Origin of the sequence: Sulfurospirillum arsenophilum NBRC 109478 (assembly GCF_000813345.1) — a bacterium.
GTDB classification, from domain to species: domain Bacteria; phylum Campylobacterota; class Campylobacteria; order Campylobacterales; family Sulfurospirillaceae; genus Sulfurospirillum; species Sulfurospirillum arsenophilum.
In genome coordinates this window covers 62,354-76,710 of sequence record NZ_BBQF01000002.1, presented here as the reverse complement: position 1 = coordinate 76,710, position 14,357 = coordinate 62,354, and the positions used below count along the sequence as shown (strand labels likewise).

Genomic DNA, 14,357 nt, shown 5'->3' with positions numbered 1-14,357 from the left:
ATTAAATTTACGTCATTAATTTTTTATATTTTCCAAATGTGTCTCATAATTCTGTGAAAACGTGTGGGTTCCATTTTTATTTTTTACAAAATAGAGATAATTGGTCGCTTTTGGAAAAATAGCTGCAAAAATGGCCTCTTTACTCACACTGCACACGGGATTAGGTGGTAAGCCTTTATACATATAGGTATTATACGGTGACGTGTCTTCACGAATGCGCTGTGGTGTAATCTTTATATGAGAGTATTGACCATAATTCAGTGTTCCGTCCATTTGGAGCTTCATGTCTTTTTTAAGACGGTTATAGATAACCGATGACACCATTGGCATTTCCTCATTATTAGCAGCCTCTTTTTGAATAATAGAAGCAATAATAATAAACTTTTGCCACTTCGCTTCATTAAACTCACCAAAAATCTTTTCAAAGACATCTTTATGGTACTTCTTCGCATTAGCGAGTAAAAAATGAACCAGATGCTTTTCGCTAATACCGATAGGAATATAGTAGGTATCTGGCACCAAAAATCCCTCTACATAAGGTGTTGCAAGAGCGTATTCTTGCATCAATTTTTCATATGAAAGATCAAAGGCAAGTGCAATTTGCACAAACAAAAGCTCTTTGGTTTCACCAGGTATATAGGTGATGACCTTTAAAGGCGCTTTTGAATGAGAAAGCTTGTAAAGGAAGTCGCCACGCGTCAGTGGACTTGGATTGATACTCACCCACCCCGATTGAGGTTTGCCAATCATATAAAGAAGGTATTTATCGACTTTATCGTGGAGGTCAAAATTTTTCTCAACCATATATGATATAATTTGGCTTATTGAGCCTTGTGGCACAAAGGCGACCGAGCTAGAGCTCATCGGTCTGGACAAGTGAAAGAGAAGAGAATATATGATTATTAAAGCAACATCACATACAATTAGGAATATCTGGATACTTTTACTATTCATAGTTCTTTCTGTCGTAGCATTAATTGGCACCTTAGCAAATGGCATTTCGATCGATAATCTTACATTACCGACGATAAAAATTGATCAATTATATATCAAACTAGATAAAAAATTGATTGTAAGTATTGAAACGCTTGATATTAAAAAGGAAACACAAACCGATACCTCTTTAGAAGAGATGGCTGAACTGATTAAAAATTTCCCATACATCAATCAGTTTTTCAGCAAAATCAGCATTGAAACTATTCGCTATGCTAACGAAATGCTATCTCTTCATTACGAAGAAAACACCTTTAAACTGGACAGTAAACATCTCAGCGTCAATCTCATTATTATCCCTATCGAAAAATGGCAAGTGGATGTTGAAATTCAAGAGGCATTTCTTAAAGATTATCATTTACATGTAAACGGTAAAACCCGTATGGACTTCAAAGAAAAAACCTATAACTTTGAAGGTGATTTTGAGATATTTGGACTTAAAGGAGTTGCGCTTTTTGATATTAAAGACAAGCTTTTAACCTACCATCTGCAAAGTGAATCTTTTACCAACAAAGAACTCAAAGACCTTATGGATTTTATCGTTTCTCAGGTCGAACTTGATCAAATTGCCAAAGATTGGATCGATAAAAACATCGTGGGAGAAGAGTATATTTTACACTTCTTTGAAGGCAAATTTAATCTTGCTACGCTTGATTATTTTCCAATGCAAATGCATGGAACGGCAACGGTAAAAAATGCTACCGTAAGTTTTGAACCTACTGTGCCGCCTGCTTATGTCAAAGAAATCGGTATTGAGTTTAAAAACGATAAGCTTCTTTTTGACATCAAAGAGCCAAGCTATGAGCAAAAAATCATCCAAAAAGCGGATGTTTATATCTATAACCTCATTGGCAAAGGAACAGGCATTGTCGTTGATCTTAATGCCACATCCAAACTCGATGCCCCAATACATAAAATTTTACATGCTTTCAAAATTGATGTACCCATTACTCAAACAACCGGTTTAACCGATGCCAATGTCAGACTGGATATTAAGTTTCTTCCTTATGACATAAACGCAACAGGAAAATTTAAACTTTCCCCTAGTGACTTTACCCTCAGCGGACTTCCAATGTCAACCAAATATGGAGAAGTAAGGCTCGATAACTTCAAGATCATGCTTGATAACACAAATCTACGGTATAAAAATCTCTTTGATATCAATGCGACAGGCGTTTTTGATGCCAAGAAAAGTCGATACGAGGGTGATATAGATATTAATGCACTGTTGCTTGATTTTAGTGGAACTAGGCTGTTAAAAATCAATAACTTAGCCGATCAAAATGCTTCATTTTCGATTGAGAACGCCACCACAAAAATGGCGTTGCCAAGCCTCAATACGACCATTATTTTTACTAAAGACAACAATCAATTCATACTTACAGATCTAACAAAAGTAGCCGCATTCTCTCCTTTTATGAGCGATGGTAACCTTACACAAGGATCGGTGTATGTTCAAACCAAGGATTTTGAAAATTTTGATGCTAAGATCAATCTTCAAAATGTCAACACGCCCCTTTTAGAAAACCGCGAGCCTGTTCGCGATTTTGAAATTGCACTTACAACCAATACTAAAATCCTTGATGCAAGCACCACCAACACGAAACTCTCACTTCATTATGACAAAGATCTTACGTTACATGTAAAAGATTTCAATATCGCTCTGCCACAAGGCGATGATCCTTTAGATATACCTATTAAAACCACTATCTTTGGTGAAAATTCCTCTTTCATTGATTTGGAAAGTAACAAAACCATCTTAAGTGAGCGCTACACTCTAACACTTTTTAAAGATAATATTCATCTCAATTCCAAGCGTGGCAAATCTTCGTTTGAATATGAAAAACGAAAAGGAAAACTTGGCATTCAAGCGACAGCACTCGATGCTGATGCCACAAATGCACTCTTTAATAGACGCTATTTCTATGAGGGTGATTTTTCATTGAATATTGATGGTAAAGATGATAATAATATGCAAGGCACTTTCGTCATGCACAAAACGTTTATCAAAGATCTCAAGTTTTTCAATAATCTTATGGCAACAATCAACGCTATCCCTTCTTTGCTTGTTTTTAATGATCCTAACTTTAACACAGAGGGTTATTTTGTGGATAATGGCTCTGTAGAATTTAACCAAACGAAAGAGGCTATGCACATTAAAGAGCTTCAACTACGGGGTAAAAGTGCAGATATTATGGGCAAAGGTATGGTTAATTTAATCGCGAACACGCTTGATCTAAAACTTCAGATCAAAACACTCAAAACCTTTAGCTCAGCGATTGATATGATTCCTATTGTAGGGGGCATTATTTTGGGAGAAGATAAACGAATTGCAACCAATGTGGATGTTACAGGTCCTACCACCGATCCAAAGATCGAAACACACCTGATTTTAGATACACTCAAAAGCCCTATGAATATCCTAAAACGTACGTTTGAATTACCGCTAGAGCTTCTTAAATAAACGTATTGAGTAGGCTTAAAAGCTCATGGATATTATGGGCTTTCACGCTTGCAGTTTCACTCGTTCCATATCCCCATCCTGCAAAAATAAAATTGATTCCAGCATTTGAGGCGGCAAGTTCATCTTTGATACTGTCACCTACGAGAATCGTTTTTGAAGGATCACTTCCTAACTCATCCATTAAACGGTAAACCATTAAGGGGCTGGGTTTTGGCTCAGCTACGTTATTGGCTCCAACAATGGCAGAAAAATGCTCAATGATGCCCATTTTCTCAAGCATATGACGCGCAAAAAAATCACTCGCATTGGTAGCAATCGACAAATAAGCCTTTTGACTAAGCACATGCAACATCTCTCGCACATCAGGATATAGCGCTATCATACTAGGAGAAAAGTGCATATAGTGGTCTTTAAACAAAGCGCGATGTGCTGGGTCATACTCATCTGTATTGTAAAAAATCTTTGGTAAATGTTGATCGGGTTGATTGATGTGATACTCTAAGAATTCTTTGGCAATGGGCGAGAGACCTAAGGTGTTGCGTACATAATTGACACTGTGCGTCATTGCCGCACTGGAGTCAATTAATGTTCCATCCATATCAAAAATAATTGATGCTTCTTTTCTCATGGTTACTCTTGAATGCGAAGACCAAGGATTAAAAGGTCTTTATCGATTCCTTCAATAGTAGCAATACGGTTAAGATTGCCCCACTCTTTGAAACCTAATTTTTTAAAGAGTTTCAAGCTGGGTGCATTTTCCGAAAAAATAAGCGCTAAAAGTGTCTTGATCTCATAATGTTTCGCTTGGTCTATCGCCTCACTTAAAAACTGTTGCCCCAATTTTTTACCTTGGAAGTTTTTATCAATGTAGATATTGATACGAGCACTATGATTATAGGCCAAAAGATTAGCGTAAAAAGGTTGCACACTAATCCATGCAATGATGCGTCCATGGTACTCTTTAACCAAAATGGGACGAGTTGATGTATGCGAGTGAAACCACTCTAGTTTATCTTCAACCGTGACGATTTTACTATCGGCAGTGGATATACCATCTTTGATTGCTTCATTGTAAATCTTGATGATCTCTGGCAAATCTTCAATGGTTGCACGTCGTAGCTCGTTTATCATTAACATCCTTAATAAAGTTCTAATGTAATCACTGATTATACATTACGGACTCTTAGCCTCTCTTTACTCCATTTCCAGATGCATAAGGTACATCTCTTCACCATCTATAATACTAAGCTCCGTACTGTTACATGTAGGGCACGTAAATTCATTTTTACTGAGTGTTGTTTCGCTTTGGCAACTCTGACATCGAACAACAATGTCTTGTACGTGCATCACAAACTCTGCCCCATCACAGACGGTTTCTTCTTTAAACGTATCAAATGCACTCTCAAGCAGATGCGGTTCAACACCGCTTAGCTTGCCTATTTTGATCTCAACTTTAGTGATTTTTGTGGCATTGTGTTCTTTGGCATTTTTCTCACACATCTCTAAAAGTGCTGTAACAATCGAAAATTCATGCATTAACAGATCCTTGGAAGTAACTCACCTTTAGGTGGCTCTAAAAATCGCTCTGATCCCCAAGGTGTATGTAAAACAACTTTACATGTAAAGGCATTGGTGACTTTACCTATCACAGCACACTTAGCAGTTTCAGGGAATTTTTGAAGCACGTCAATGGCTTTTTGCGCTTCACTTTGAGGCAAACAGATCACCATCGTACCTTCATTGGCAAACTCATAAGGTTCAAACCCTAAAAGCTCACACACACCTTTGACCTCCTGAGCCACAGGAATTTTAGCCTCGTCCACTTCAATGCATACTTTTGATGTCTCAGCCCATTCATTCAAAACTGCACTCAGCCCTCCTCTGGTTGCATCTCGAAGCGCATGGATTTTAACACCCGCGTCGATAAGTGCTTCCACTGGCTTCCACAAGCTTGCACAGTCTGTGTGAAGATCGCTTTCAAGTTCTATCTCTTCGCGTGTAGCTAAGATGCAGGCACCGTGATTGCCGATTTCATTGGAGACAATGATGACATCATCGTTTTCCAAATTGTGTGCGGAGATGTTTTCACACATGATTTCACCAATACCAGCAGTGTTGATAAACAGTCCATCAACGCCACCTCGAGGAACAACTTTCGTATCGCCTGCCACAATTTTGACACCACTTTTTGCCATTTCATCGCGCATTGTCATAACAATCTCTTCAAGATGAGAATACAAAAATCCCTCTTCGATCATAAATGAACAGGTCATATAACGAGGCTTTGCGCCCATCATCGAGAGATCATTCACCGTTCCTGCGATGGCGAGTTTTCCAATGTTGCCGCCTTTAAAAAAAAGCGGTGAAACGACAAATGAGTCGGTTGTAAAAGCGATTTTATGGTCATTCATCACAAGGCTTGCGGCATCTTCCATGCGGAGTAAAATTTCATTGTCAAAATGTTTAAAAAAGAGATCTTTAATGAGGTTTTGGGTCTCTTCGCCGCCACCTCCGTGAGAGAGAAGTATCTTTTTGCTCACGCTCTTGCTCCTTTGAGATTCAATTTGCCATATTTGAAGTATGCAGAACACGCACCTTCACTGGAAACCATGCACGACCCCATCGGATTGGTTGGTGTACAGGCTTTACCAAAGACTTTACAGTCAAACGGTTTGGCACGTCCTTTGAGAATGTCACCGCAAATACACATTTTATGGTCATTCAACTCTGTTTTAGGAAGCACTTCATCAAACACGATTTCAGCATCATACGCTGCATAATCCGCTTTGAGTTTAAGTGCACTATGAGGAATATCTCCAATACCTCGCCATCGAAAGTGGTCACGTCTTTCAAAATAGGTATCTACTAGCTCTTGTGCTTTGAGATTACCTTCACGTGTAACGGCTCTAGCGTACTCATTGTCCACAACGCTTTTGCCTTCGTTCATTTGGCGAACAATACGCAAAACAGACTCCATCACATCGGTAGGCTCAAATCCGGAAACTACCACAGGCGTATGGTAAGCTTTGGCAATGGGTTCATAGATTTTATAACCGGTGATGACACTCACATGCGAAGGTCCTAAAAAGGCATCTATCTTTGCATCGCCTCCACCCATAATCGCATCAACCGCTTCAGGCACGGTGACATGGTTGATATGAAAGAAAAGATTTGTCAGCTTTTTTTCGATCGCTTGCTGGACTAACACTGCACTCATAGGCGTTGTGGTTTCAAAACCAATCGCAAAGAAAACAACGTTTTTATCAGGATTTTCTTGAGCGATTTTAATGACGTCTAGTGGTGAATACAACGAACGTATATCTTTACCTTCAGCTCTTAGTTTTTGCAAAGACGTTTTACTTCCAGGAACCCTTATCATATCGCCAAGCGTTGCAAGAATCGTATTTGGCATAGAAGCCAAAGCTATCGCATGGTCAATGCGCTCTTTAGGCATGATGCACACAGGACATCCCGGACCGTGAACAAACTCGATGAGTTCTGGCAAAATCTGCGAAAGCCCAAACTTCATAATGGTATGCGTATGTCCCCCACACACCTCCATAATGTTAATCTTAGACGTGCACTCTTTTTTGATAAGTGCCGCTAAGGCCTTCATATGAAGAGGATCGCGAAATCCCTCAATAAGATCAACTTCTGGCATAGCCACTGTCTCCCTCATCTTCACTGATCTCACCGTTTTTCATCGCTTCTGCGATTTCATTGTACGCAGCAATGCTATCTTCGGCATGTTCTTTACTGATCTTATTCATGGCAAATCCCACATGAATCAGCACATAATCGCCAATGTTGACTTCTTCAGCGATCAAATCAAGCGTCACTTTACGCTTAACACCCATAGTATCTACCGTTGCATAGTTATTTTCGTCGATTTCAACGACGCGTGATGGAATGGATAGGCACATGGTTATCTCAATGCTTTTTTCATTTTAAGGTAATTAATCCACTGATCAATCCCTTTGCCAGACTTGCTGTCAATTTCAATGACATCCACTTTTGGATTGAGCTTGCGCGCCTCGCGAATGGCTTTTTCAACACTAAAATCAAAATGAGGCAGAAGATCACATTTGGTGATTAAAAAAAGATCTGCACTTCGAAACATAACAGGGTATTTTGCTGGTTTATCATCACCTTCTGGTACGGAGAGAAGCACGACATTGAGATGACTTCCAACATCGTAGCTCGCAGGACAAACTAGATTGCCCACATTTTCGATGAATACAACATCAAGCCCTTCGATAGGGAGATGATGAAGCCCTTCATGCACCATAAAGGCATCCAAATGGCACGCTTGACCCGTTGTGATCTGATGTGCAGGCGCTCCTTTTGCAATGATGCGATCCGCGTCTTGATTGGTTTCAAGATCGCCCTCTATAACGCCTAGTTTGATCTGCTTGGTATCTATGGTCGCTTCTAAAAGCGTTGTTTTTCCACTTCCAGGGCTACTCATAAGATTGATGGCAAGGACACCATGCTCTTCAAAATGAGCGCGATTATGCCCTGCTTGTTTGTCATTGGCATCTAAAATTTTGGTGATGACCGCAATGGTTTTTTTATCATTAAGCTGAGGATTAGCATGAATCTCATCATGATTTTTATGTTCATGGTGATCGTGATTATGCGCATGAGGATGATCGTGATGGGTATGATCGTCATGATCGTGCGAATGGCTATGTGTATGGCCATCGTGAGTGTGTTCGTGCGCATGCGCAGACCATTGAGAAGGAGTGATTGAACAACCGCAATCTTTACACATTTTTAGATCCTTAGGTATATTTTTGATCTATTATAGAGTAACTCTTTAAATGGGAGCTAAAAAAAGAAGTTTCTTAGTTATTTTCAGGAAAAATATGCTCATGAAAACAGAACAAAAACAGTGCATTTTTTGCGGACAGACTAAACTGTATAAAGTTTCTTCCACACAGTATCGTTGCATTACATGTAAACGAACGTTTAGCCATGCAAAACAGGCTCAAGAGATGCACATACTAGACTCTTTTATCACCAATCACAGTGCCCATGAATGTGCAAAGCTTTTGGATCTCAATTATTTAACCGTTACTAAAACCTACCATAAATTTCGCCTTCTGCTTATAGCACACTCCGAAGCCCTTTACGCAGAGCAAACCAATACATTTTCGCAGTACGACGAATACTATTTTCTACCTACATGTAAAAGGGGAAAACCAAAGTATCTCTTTGATGCTATCGGCATTTTGGGGATGTTATATGGCAAACGTATTCACACACTTTTACTCCCCGATCAATTTGCCCATCTTAAAAATTTAGAAGAGACCTCCATCGAAAAAGAGACCTATGCACGTTACCTAAACCAGCATAAAGTGGCACACTATGAGAGTTTTGACAACGCTTTAGTCGATTTTTGGCATTTTTTAGAAAATTGGCTAGACCACTTCAAAGGGATCCAAAAAGAAAATTTCATCTACTATCTCAAAGAAGCTGAGTTCAAATTTAACTACGACAAAGAAGAACAACGCGCCATCTTAACCCAAAAATTAATTCCATATATTTGATACTTTCCTAAACTTCACGTTCTAGTGAAAAATACACGAGTACTCTTTAAACATATATTTTATATAATGATTATCAATTATATAAATTCTTCTTCATGCAAACTATAAGAATTTCAATAATTTTCACTAAAAACATCCATACACAATTAAGGAGTTAAATGCGCGTTTTTAAGATCCATTCACATCGTTTTGTAGGAGCATTATTAAGCCTAGCAACAGTAAGTGCACTTGCAGATACACACCAGAGTGAAAAAGATGAGACATCCGTACTTTCGAGCATTACCATTGAAGATATACGTGCCGAAGGGCTTAGACCTGAAACTGTAGAAGCAGGTACGTTTCGAGGAACCAACATTATGGATGTGCCCTCAACAGTCAATGTTATAACCAAAGAGGCTTTGGATTTGCAAGCAGCTACGGGAACGTATGACGCTCTACGCAACACTGCGGGCATCACAAAACAACAAAATGGCGGCGAGACATGGGATCAGTTGGTCATTCGAGGCATTGAAGTGCAAAATCGTACCAATTACAGGCTTAATGGTTCACTGCCACTGATGAACTTTAGCCAAGTTCCACTGGAAAATAAAGAGCGTGTTGAAGTGCTTAAAGGGGCATCGGCACTCTATTATGGTTTTACCTCCCCTGCTGGCATTATCAATTACGTGACCAAACGTCCAACGAATGAGCCTATGGCAACCGTCGGTTTGATGATGGATCAATATGGCTCAGCTATAACATCAGCAGATGTCAGTGAGCGCTTTGGAGAAGAGAAACAAGTGGGTGTGAGGGTCAATGCTGCAGGAGGATCACTTGGGTCGTATATGGACGATGTTGACAATGGAAATCGCAGCTTCGTCTCCATGGCACTTGACTGGCAAGTCAGTGATCGATTAACCATCAAAGCTGATGTAGAATATGATCGTCGCAAAGTCACAGAACAAGCAGGCATTGCTCTTCCAAAAGCGGTTAATGGCGTCATCACCTTACCCAAAACCGTTGATCCAACAACACTGGTAGGACCAGATTCAAGCAAGTTTGAAACAGAAACGACGAATGTGTTACTACGGTCTGATTATGCGCTCAGTGATACATGGAGTCTTGGACTTGAAGCCGGACGGGCTAAGACGCAGCGCGAACGTAACCTTGCTACTTTTACCTTTTCAAACCCTCAAGCAACCTCGCTCACTACAGGTACGGGTACGGTTAGAGTCAATCACCAAGAGTACGAATACACATCGGATCTTTTACGAGCTGAACTCTATGGTGTTGTCAACACAGGCGATGTTCAACATGACGTAACGTTTGGCACCAGTTACACCGAGAAAAATCAAGAACCCCTTGCGAGTAGCACATCTGCCACTATTGCTCAAAATCTCTATACTCCACATGCGATAACGCCAACGGGCTTTACCAAAACAGCAGGTGTTTCGTATACCACGAAAGATACAGGGTTTTATACAATGGATCGTGTGACTTTAGATCCACAATGGCAGGTTATCGGAGGTTTACGTCACTCGAAGTATGAGAGCAATCAAGATGTAACGCGCTATGAGGCGAGTGAAACCACGCCTATGATAGCCCTTGTCTATAAACCTTTAGAGAGCGTATCGCTGTATGCTTCGTATTCAGAGGGGTTGGAAGAAGGTGAAGCTGCACCTGCGGGGAGTGCAAATGAAGCTGAACGTCTAAATCCTGGCATTAGCAAGCAGTATGAGTTAGGCGCGCATTGGCTTTTGCCAACAGGTACCCTTGTATCGGCGGCGGTGTTTGATATAGAAAGCCCAGGGTATTATACCGATGCGGCGAACTATTATGTCGCAGGTGGGCATAAACGCTATAGTGGTGTCGAACTATCGATTCAGGGAAAACTGACAGAACAACTCAGCTGGCTCGCTTCCACACAGTGGCTAGATCCTCGTTTTGAAGATATGGGAGGTGATGCAACCGCACTGAACGGCAAATTGCCTGAAAATGCGGCACGTCGTACAGGAAGTCTGTTTCTAAGCTATGACCTAAGCAGTGTTCCAGGACTTTCGATTAACGGTGGAGCTTACTATACAGGTCGTCGTCCTGTGAACGACCTGAACCAAGCGTGGCTAGATGATGTAACTCTCTTTAGTTTGGGTGGGCGTTATGTCACCAAACTCTATGGTAAGAAAAACATCTGGCAAATCAATGTCGATAATGTTGCCGACAAAGAGTATTGGGCGGCAGGTGGAACACGCCTTGCGGCAGGCTCTCCACGCACGATTCGTTTGAATTATAAATTAGAATTGTATTAGTGTGCAGGCATCACATCTTAAAAGGTGTGATGCCTTTTTACATGTAAAGATTTTCAAGCAATTTTCATCTAAAAAATCCTGTTTTATAGTGCTAGTATGATAGGTGTAAAGTAAAAAGCACTTCATTAATCAAAGATCGAGCCCTAAAGTTTATAAACTTCGTCAACAAACTACCGATATGATTTTTATAGCATTATTGTACAGGATTATCTCATGCAAATTTCCAGTAATTTACAAAATAATTTTACGACTCCAATCAATACTGAATTTTTGAAGAATACCCCTGAAAATTCACAAAATAATTTAACAAAAGAAATCACTCCTATCAATAAAGATGCGTACAATTATGTTGATTTAGGCGAAAACATAAGTGCCTATACAACCGCCGTTGATCCTGTGCAAGAACAAACCAATAAAGAGCTTATAAGTTATCTATCAACTATCATGAATGATAAGACGGATGAGGGTAAAAAAAACCTAAAAGCATATGATCTTACACTATACCATCCTGTAGATGCAGATAAAAAGACGATTTGGGGTTATGATGATGCTCACCCAGAAGAATTTTATTCTGATCGCCAAACTGATCTTACATATTGGGAACCGACAGAATATGAAAAAACACACCCTTATACTGTGTTTGGAGATGGAATGAAAATAATTAAAAGAATGACATTTCAAGAGTTATATGATTTCTTAGGACAAGACTATTTTGGAAAGAACACCTCTAGAAAAGAATCTATCGCTATTGCAGATAGGATGTCTGTATTTCCTGTTACACTCACTGAACGACAAAGGCAATATATACAAGAGCTTCCAGGCCCTACTGAAAGTTTTTCTCAAGGTGTCAGTGACATTCAAACCGTCTATACTAATAATTTACGTCAAACAACAAAAGAAAGATTTGATGCTATTCAAGTAGAAAAATTCAAAAATCTCTACTCGTTCAGTGACGCATTTGCAAAAACGGATAAATTTCAAGAATTATATGCGAACTATGTAAACCAAAATAACAATAATAAACAAATAGAAGATGCTCGAACTCACGGTAAAAGCATGGCAGAAACGTTTGGATCCAAAAGTTTTTTTACTTCACAGGTTAGTAGTCAAAATCTATCCAAGTCTGAAATAATTGAACATTACTCGAAAATTAGCCAAGATATTCAAATACTCAGAATCCCTCCAAAAGATACGACATACGGCGAAACGTATATCAAGAAAATTGACGATTCTATTAAAATATACGACACAATAATCAATGACTTAAAAAAGATGTGGAACTATGGTGATTTGGATGTAAAAAGTTAATAACACTAGATATATAGCTCTATTTTGATAAACTCTCCTCTCAATTTACGTAAAAGTTAATCCTATGAAAAAACAGCTTAACACCTTGACACTTTCAGGTTTGATGATAGGCCCTATATTAGGCTCTGGTATCATTCTTTTGCCTCCTATTGTTTACGATCTAGTGGGTAATTTTTCCATCCTTATATGGTTTGTCATTTTAACTTTAGGCTTTGCTTTTGCTCTCGTTCTTGGAAACTTAAGTATCAAATTTCCAGGCGATGAAGGAGTAACAAACGCGGTACAATCAGCGTTTAACACGAAGCTCAAGTACCTGACTTCTTACTATCTCATTAGCGCTGTCCTTTTTGGTCCCGTAGCTGTTTATCTCGTTGGGGCACATTTTATGCAGCCACTTTTAGGGCTAGATGTGAATGTGCTGGCACTCTTCATGTTGATTTTTACGCTTTTTGCCCTTCTTCGCCCTGTCCATTTTTTAGGAACGCTCTCGTTGATCGTAACGACCATTATTGGCATTATTTTAAGCCTTGGAAGTATTGCTATTTTACTAGGACATGAGACAACGCTTTCGCTCAATGCACCTTTTGATATAACGCTTATTTCAAGAGCATTACTGCTTGCTTTTTGGGCAATCGTGGGATGGGAAGTTGTGGGGAACTACTCTAAAGAGGTAAATGATCCTACCCGAACGATCCCTAAAGCGGTGAAGATCAGTGCTGTGATTATCTCTGTTATCTACCTTTTAGTTGTATGTGCCATCCAATTTGCTTCGTTAGAACATATCAATGCCATCACGGCACTTATCTATCCTCTGTTTGGAACATCGAGTGATTTAGTTATGGGCATTTTAGCGATGCTTTTGTGTCTGAGTACGGTATTGCTGTTTGTTGGTGGTGTTTCAAGACTCATTAGTGGGTTGACCTCTGAGTATAAAGGCGTATTAGGTCTTTTAAACAGACGCCTTGAAAATGGTGCACCCATAGGAGCAACGGGGTTTTTATGTACCATCAATGCCGCTGTCTTAGGGTTAGTCTATGCGAAAGTGTTTACAACAGAAGACTTAGTGGCTTTAGCCGATGGATTTTTTATAGCCAATGCGACCATCGCCCTACTTGCAGCGTATAAACTAGCGACCAGTCAAACCATTCGATATACAGCACTTTTATTGGCGATACTGTTTGGGTTCATGCTCATGAGTGCTCATTGGATTGTTCTTGGTATTATTGGAGTATTAGCATGGAAAGTTTTACGATAAATATCTTTACATGTAAAGTGTGGTGAGCAAACATTTTTGTTTACTCACCCTCTGATAAAATGTTACGAAGCGGGTATAGATGCCTCTACAAGCTTAGAGAATTTAACCCCTTTAAGCCCTGCAATCTTTTGTGCAAAATCTTTTACTTCAGAAACTTTTCCCGTCACCATAATAGTTTCAAGGCAGTTTTCATGGCTTACATGTACATGCGTATTGCACATAATGTTTATTTTTGCATCGTGTTGAATCTCTAAGATTTTTTGAACAAGCTCATTTTGATGATGCGTATAAATCATCGTCAAAACACCAATAACATCGCTATTGTCATCTTGCCAATCATCTTTAACAATTTTTTCACGTATGAGATCTCGTGTAAACTCACTGCGTGAAGCATACCCTTGAGCGTCAACTTTTTTATCAAGCTCTTCTAAAAGCTTTTCTGGCAGCGAGACACTAAAACGAATAATTTTATCCATGGTGTATCCTTAATTAATATACTT

General features: G+C 39.4%; 14 protein-coding genes. 5 read left to right on the top strand and 9 right to left on the bottom strand.

Features of this window, described 5'->3' with window-relative positions; genetic code table 11:
• Positions 1-15: 15 nt before the first annotated feature.
• The gene (mltG, locus tag SAR02S_RS04770) at positions 16-1,005 is read right to left on the bottom strand and encodes an endolytic transglycosylase MltG (RefSeq protein ID WP_439645578.1); all 990 of its coding nucleotides are present in this window, start codon (positions 1,003-1,005) and stop codon (positions 16-18) included.
• Between mltG and SAR02S_RS04765 the strand changes: the two genes are divergently transcribed.
• Entirely contained in the window at positions 896-3,457 is a 2,562-nt protein-coding gene (locus SAR02S_RS04765) for a DUF3971 domain-containing protein (protein WP_041957452.1), read from the top strand. The genes mltG and SAR02S_RS04765 overlap by 110 nt on opposite strands.
• Here SAR02S_RS04765 and SAR02S_RS04760 read toward each other — a convergent pair.
• The 7 genes from SAR02S_RS04760 to hypB all read right to left on the bottom strand — a co-directional run bounded on the left by SAR02S_RS04760 (position 3,450) and on the right by hypB (position 8,231).
• Positions 3,450-4,085: an HAD family hydrolase gene (locus tag SAR02S_RS04760; RefSeq protein ID WP_041957451.1), complete on the bottom strand. Its 636-nt coding sequence runs from the start codon at positions 4,083-4,085 to the stop codon at positions 3,450-3,452. The genes SAR02S_RS04765 and SAR02S_RS04760 overlap by 8 nt on opposite strands.
• A 2-nt stretch (positions 4,086-4,087) precedes the next feature.
• Positions 4,088-4,588, bottom strand: a complete 501-nt coding sequence (locus tag SAR02S_RS04755; protein WP_041957450.1) for a GNAT family N-acetyltransferase — start codon at positions 4,586-4,588, stop codon at positions 4,088-4,090.
• 63 nt (positions 4,589-4,651) lie between these two features.
• Positions 4,652-4,993: a hydrogenase/urease nickel incorporation protein HypA gene (gene hypA / locus SAR02S_RS04750; RefSeq protein WP_041957449.1), complete on the bottom strand. Its 342-nt coding sequence runs from the start codon at positions 4,991-4,993 to the stop codon at positions 4,652-4,654.
• A complete protein-coding gene (hypE, locus tag SAR02S_RS04745) occupies positions 4,993-5,997 on the bottom strand; it encodes a hydrogenase expression/formation protein HypE (RefSeq protein WP_084218450.1) in 1,005 nt (334 codons plus the stop codon). Before hypE ends, hypA begins: the two co-directional genes overlap by 1 nt.
• Positions 5,994-7,118, bottom strand: a complete 1,125-nt coding sequence (hypD, locus tag SAR02S_RS04740) for a hydrogenase formation protein HypD (protein ID WP_041957448.1) — start codon at positions 7,116-7,118, stop codon at positions 5,994-5,996. Before hypD ends, hypE begins: the two co-directional genes overlap by 4 nt.
• A complete protein-coding gene (locus SAR02S_RS04735) occupies positions 7,105-7,380 on the bottom strand; it encodes a HypC/HybG/HupF family hydrogenase formation chaperone (RefSeq protein ID WP_041957447.1) in 276 nt (91 codons plus the stop codon). Before SAR02S_RS04735 ends, hypD begins: the two co-directional genes overlap by 14 nt.
• 2 nt (positions 7,381-7,382) lie before the next feature.
• Positions 7,383-8,231, bottom strand: coding sequence for a hydrogenase nickel incorporation protein HypB (gene hypB / locus SAR02S_RS04730; RefSeq protein WP_041957446.1), 849 nt, complete (start codon positions 8,229-8,231; stop codon positions 7,383-7,385).
• 100 nt (positions 8,232-8,331) lie between these two features.
• On the opposite strand from hypB, the gene SAR02S_RS04725 reads away from it, so the two are divergent.
• The 4 genes from SAR02S_RS04725 (at position 8,332) to SAR02S_RS04710 (ending at position 13,857) form a co-directional block, all read left to right on the top strand.
• Positions 8,332-9,009, top strand: a complete 678-nt coding sequence (locus SAR02S_RS04725) for a hypothetical protein (RefSeq protein WP_041958352.1) — start codon at positions 8,332-8,334, stop codon at positions 9,007-9,009.
• 158 nt (positions 9,010-9,167) lie between these two features.
• Positions 9,168-11,294: a TonB-dependent siderophore receptor gene (locus tag SAR02S_RS04720; RefSeq protein ID WP_041957445.1), complete on the top strand. Its 2,127-nt coding sequence runs from the start codon at positions 9,168-9,170 to the stop codon at positions 11,292-11,294.
• A 213-nt stretch (positions 11,295-11,507) separates the two neighbouring features.
• Positions 11,508-12,602, top strand: a complete 1,095-nt coding sequence (locus SAR02S_RS04715; protein WP_041957444.1) for a hypothetical protein — start codon at positions 11,508-11,510, stop codon at positions 12,600-12,602.
• Positions 12,603-12,666: 64 nt separating this feature from the next.
• The gene (locus tag SAR02S_RS04710) at positions 12,667-13,857 is read left to right on the top strand and encodes an APC family permease (protein WP_041957443.1); all 1,191 of its coding nucleotides are present in this window, start codon (positions 12,667-12,669) and stop codon (positions 13,855-13,857) included.
• Between the two features lie 62 nt (positions 13,858-13,919).
• Here the strand turns inward: SAR02S_RS04710 and nikR are convergent, their stop codons facing one another.
• The gene (gene nikR, locus SAR02S_RS04705; protein ID WP_041957442.1) at positions 13,920-14,333 is read right to left on the bottom strand and encodes a nickel-responsive transcriptional regulator NikR; all 414 of its coding nucleotides are present in this window, start codon (positions 14,331-14,333) and stop codon (positions 13,920-13,922) included.
• Positions 14,334-14,357 lie beyond the last annotated feature (24 nt).

Excerpts from the sequence above, each read along its gene's own strand:
- SAR02S_RS04765 (WP_041957452.1), top strand. The coding sequence starts at position 896 with ATGATTATTAAAGCAACATCACATACAATTAGGAATATCTGGATACTT.
- nikR (WP_041957442.1), bottom strand. The coding sequence starts at position 14,333 with ATGGATAAAATTATTCGTTTTAGTGTCTCGCTGCCAGAAAAGCTTTTA.
- SAR02S_RS04715 (WP_041957444.1), top strand. The coding sequence starts at position 11,508 with ATGCAAATTTCCAGTAATTTACAAAATAATTTTACGACTCCAATCAAT.
- SAR02S_RS04720 (WP_041957445.1), top strand. The coding sequence starts at position 9,168 with ATGCGCGTTTTTAAGATCCATTCACATCGTTTTGTAGGAGCATTATTA.
- hypA (WP_041957449.1), bottom strand. The coding sequence starts at position 4,993 with ATGCATGAATTTTCGATTGTTACAGCACTTTTAGAGATGTGTGAGAAA.
- hypD (WP_041957448.1), bottom strand. The coding sequence starts at position 7,118 with ATGCCAGAAGTTGATCTTATTGAGGGATTTCGCGATCCTCTTCATATG.
- hypB (WP_041957446.1), bottom strand. The coding sequence starts at position 8,231 with ATGTGTAAAGATTGCGGTTGTTCAATCACTCCTTCTCAATGGTCTGCG.
- SAR02S_RS04725 (WP_041958352.1), top strand. The coding sequence starts at position 8,332 with ATGAAAACAGAACAAAAACAGTGCATTTTTTGCGGACAGACTAAACTG.
- SAR02S_RS04755 (WP_041957450.1), bottom strand. The coding sequence starts at position 4,588 with ATGATAAACGAGCTACGACGTGCAACCATTGAAGATTTGCCAGAGATC.
- SAR02S_RS04760 (WP_041957451.1), bottom strand. The coding sequence starts at position 4,085 with ATGAGAAAAGAAGCATCAATTATTTTTGATATGGATGGAACATTAATT.
- SAR02S_RS04710 (WP_041957443.1), top strand. The coding sequence starts at position 12,667 with ATGAAAAAACAGCTTAACACCTTGACACTTTCAGGTTTGATGATAGGC.
- SAR02S_RS04735 (WP_041957447.1), bottom strand. The coding sequence starts at position 7,380 with ATGTGCCTATCCATTCCATCACGCGTCGTTGAAATCGACGAAAATAAC.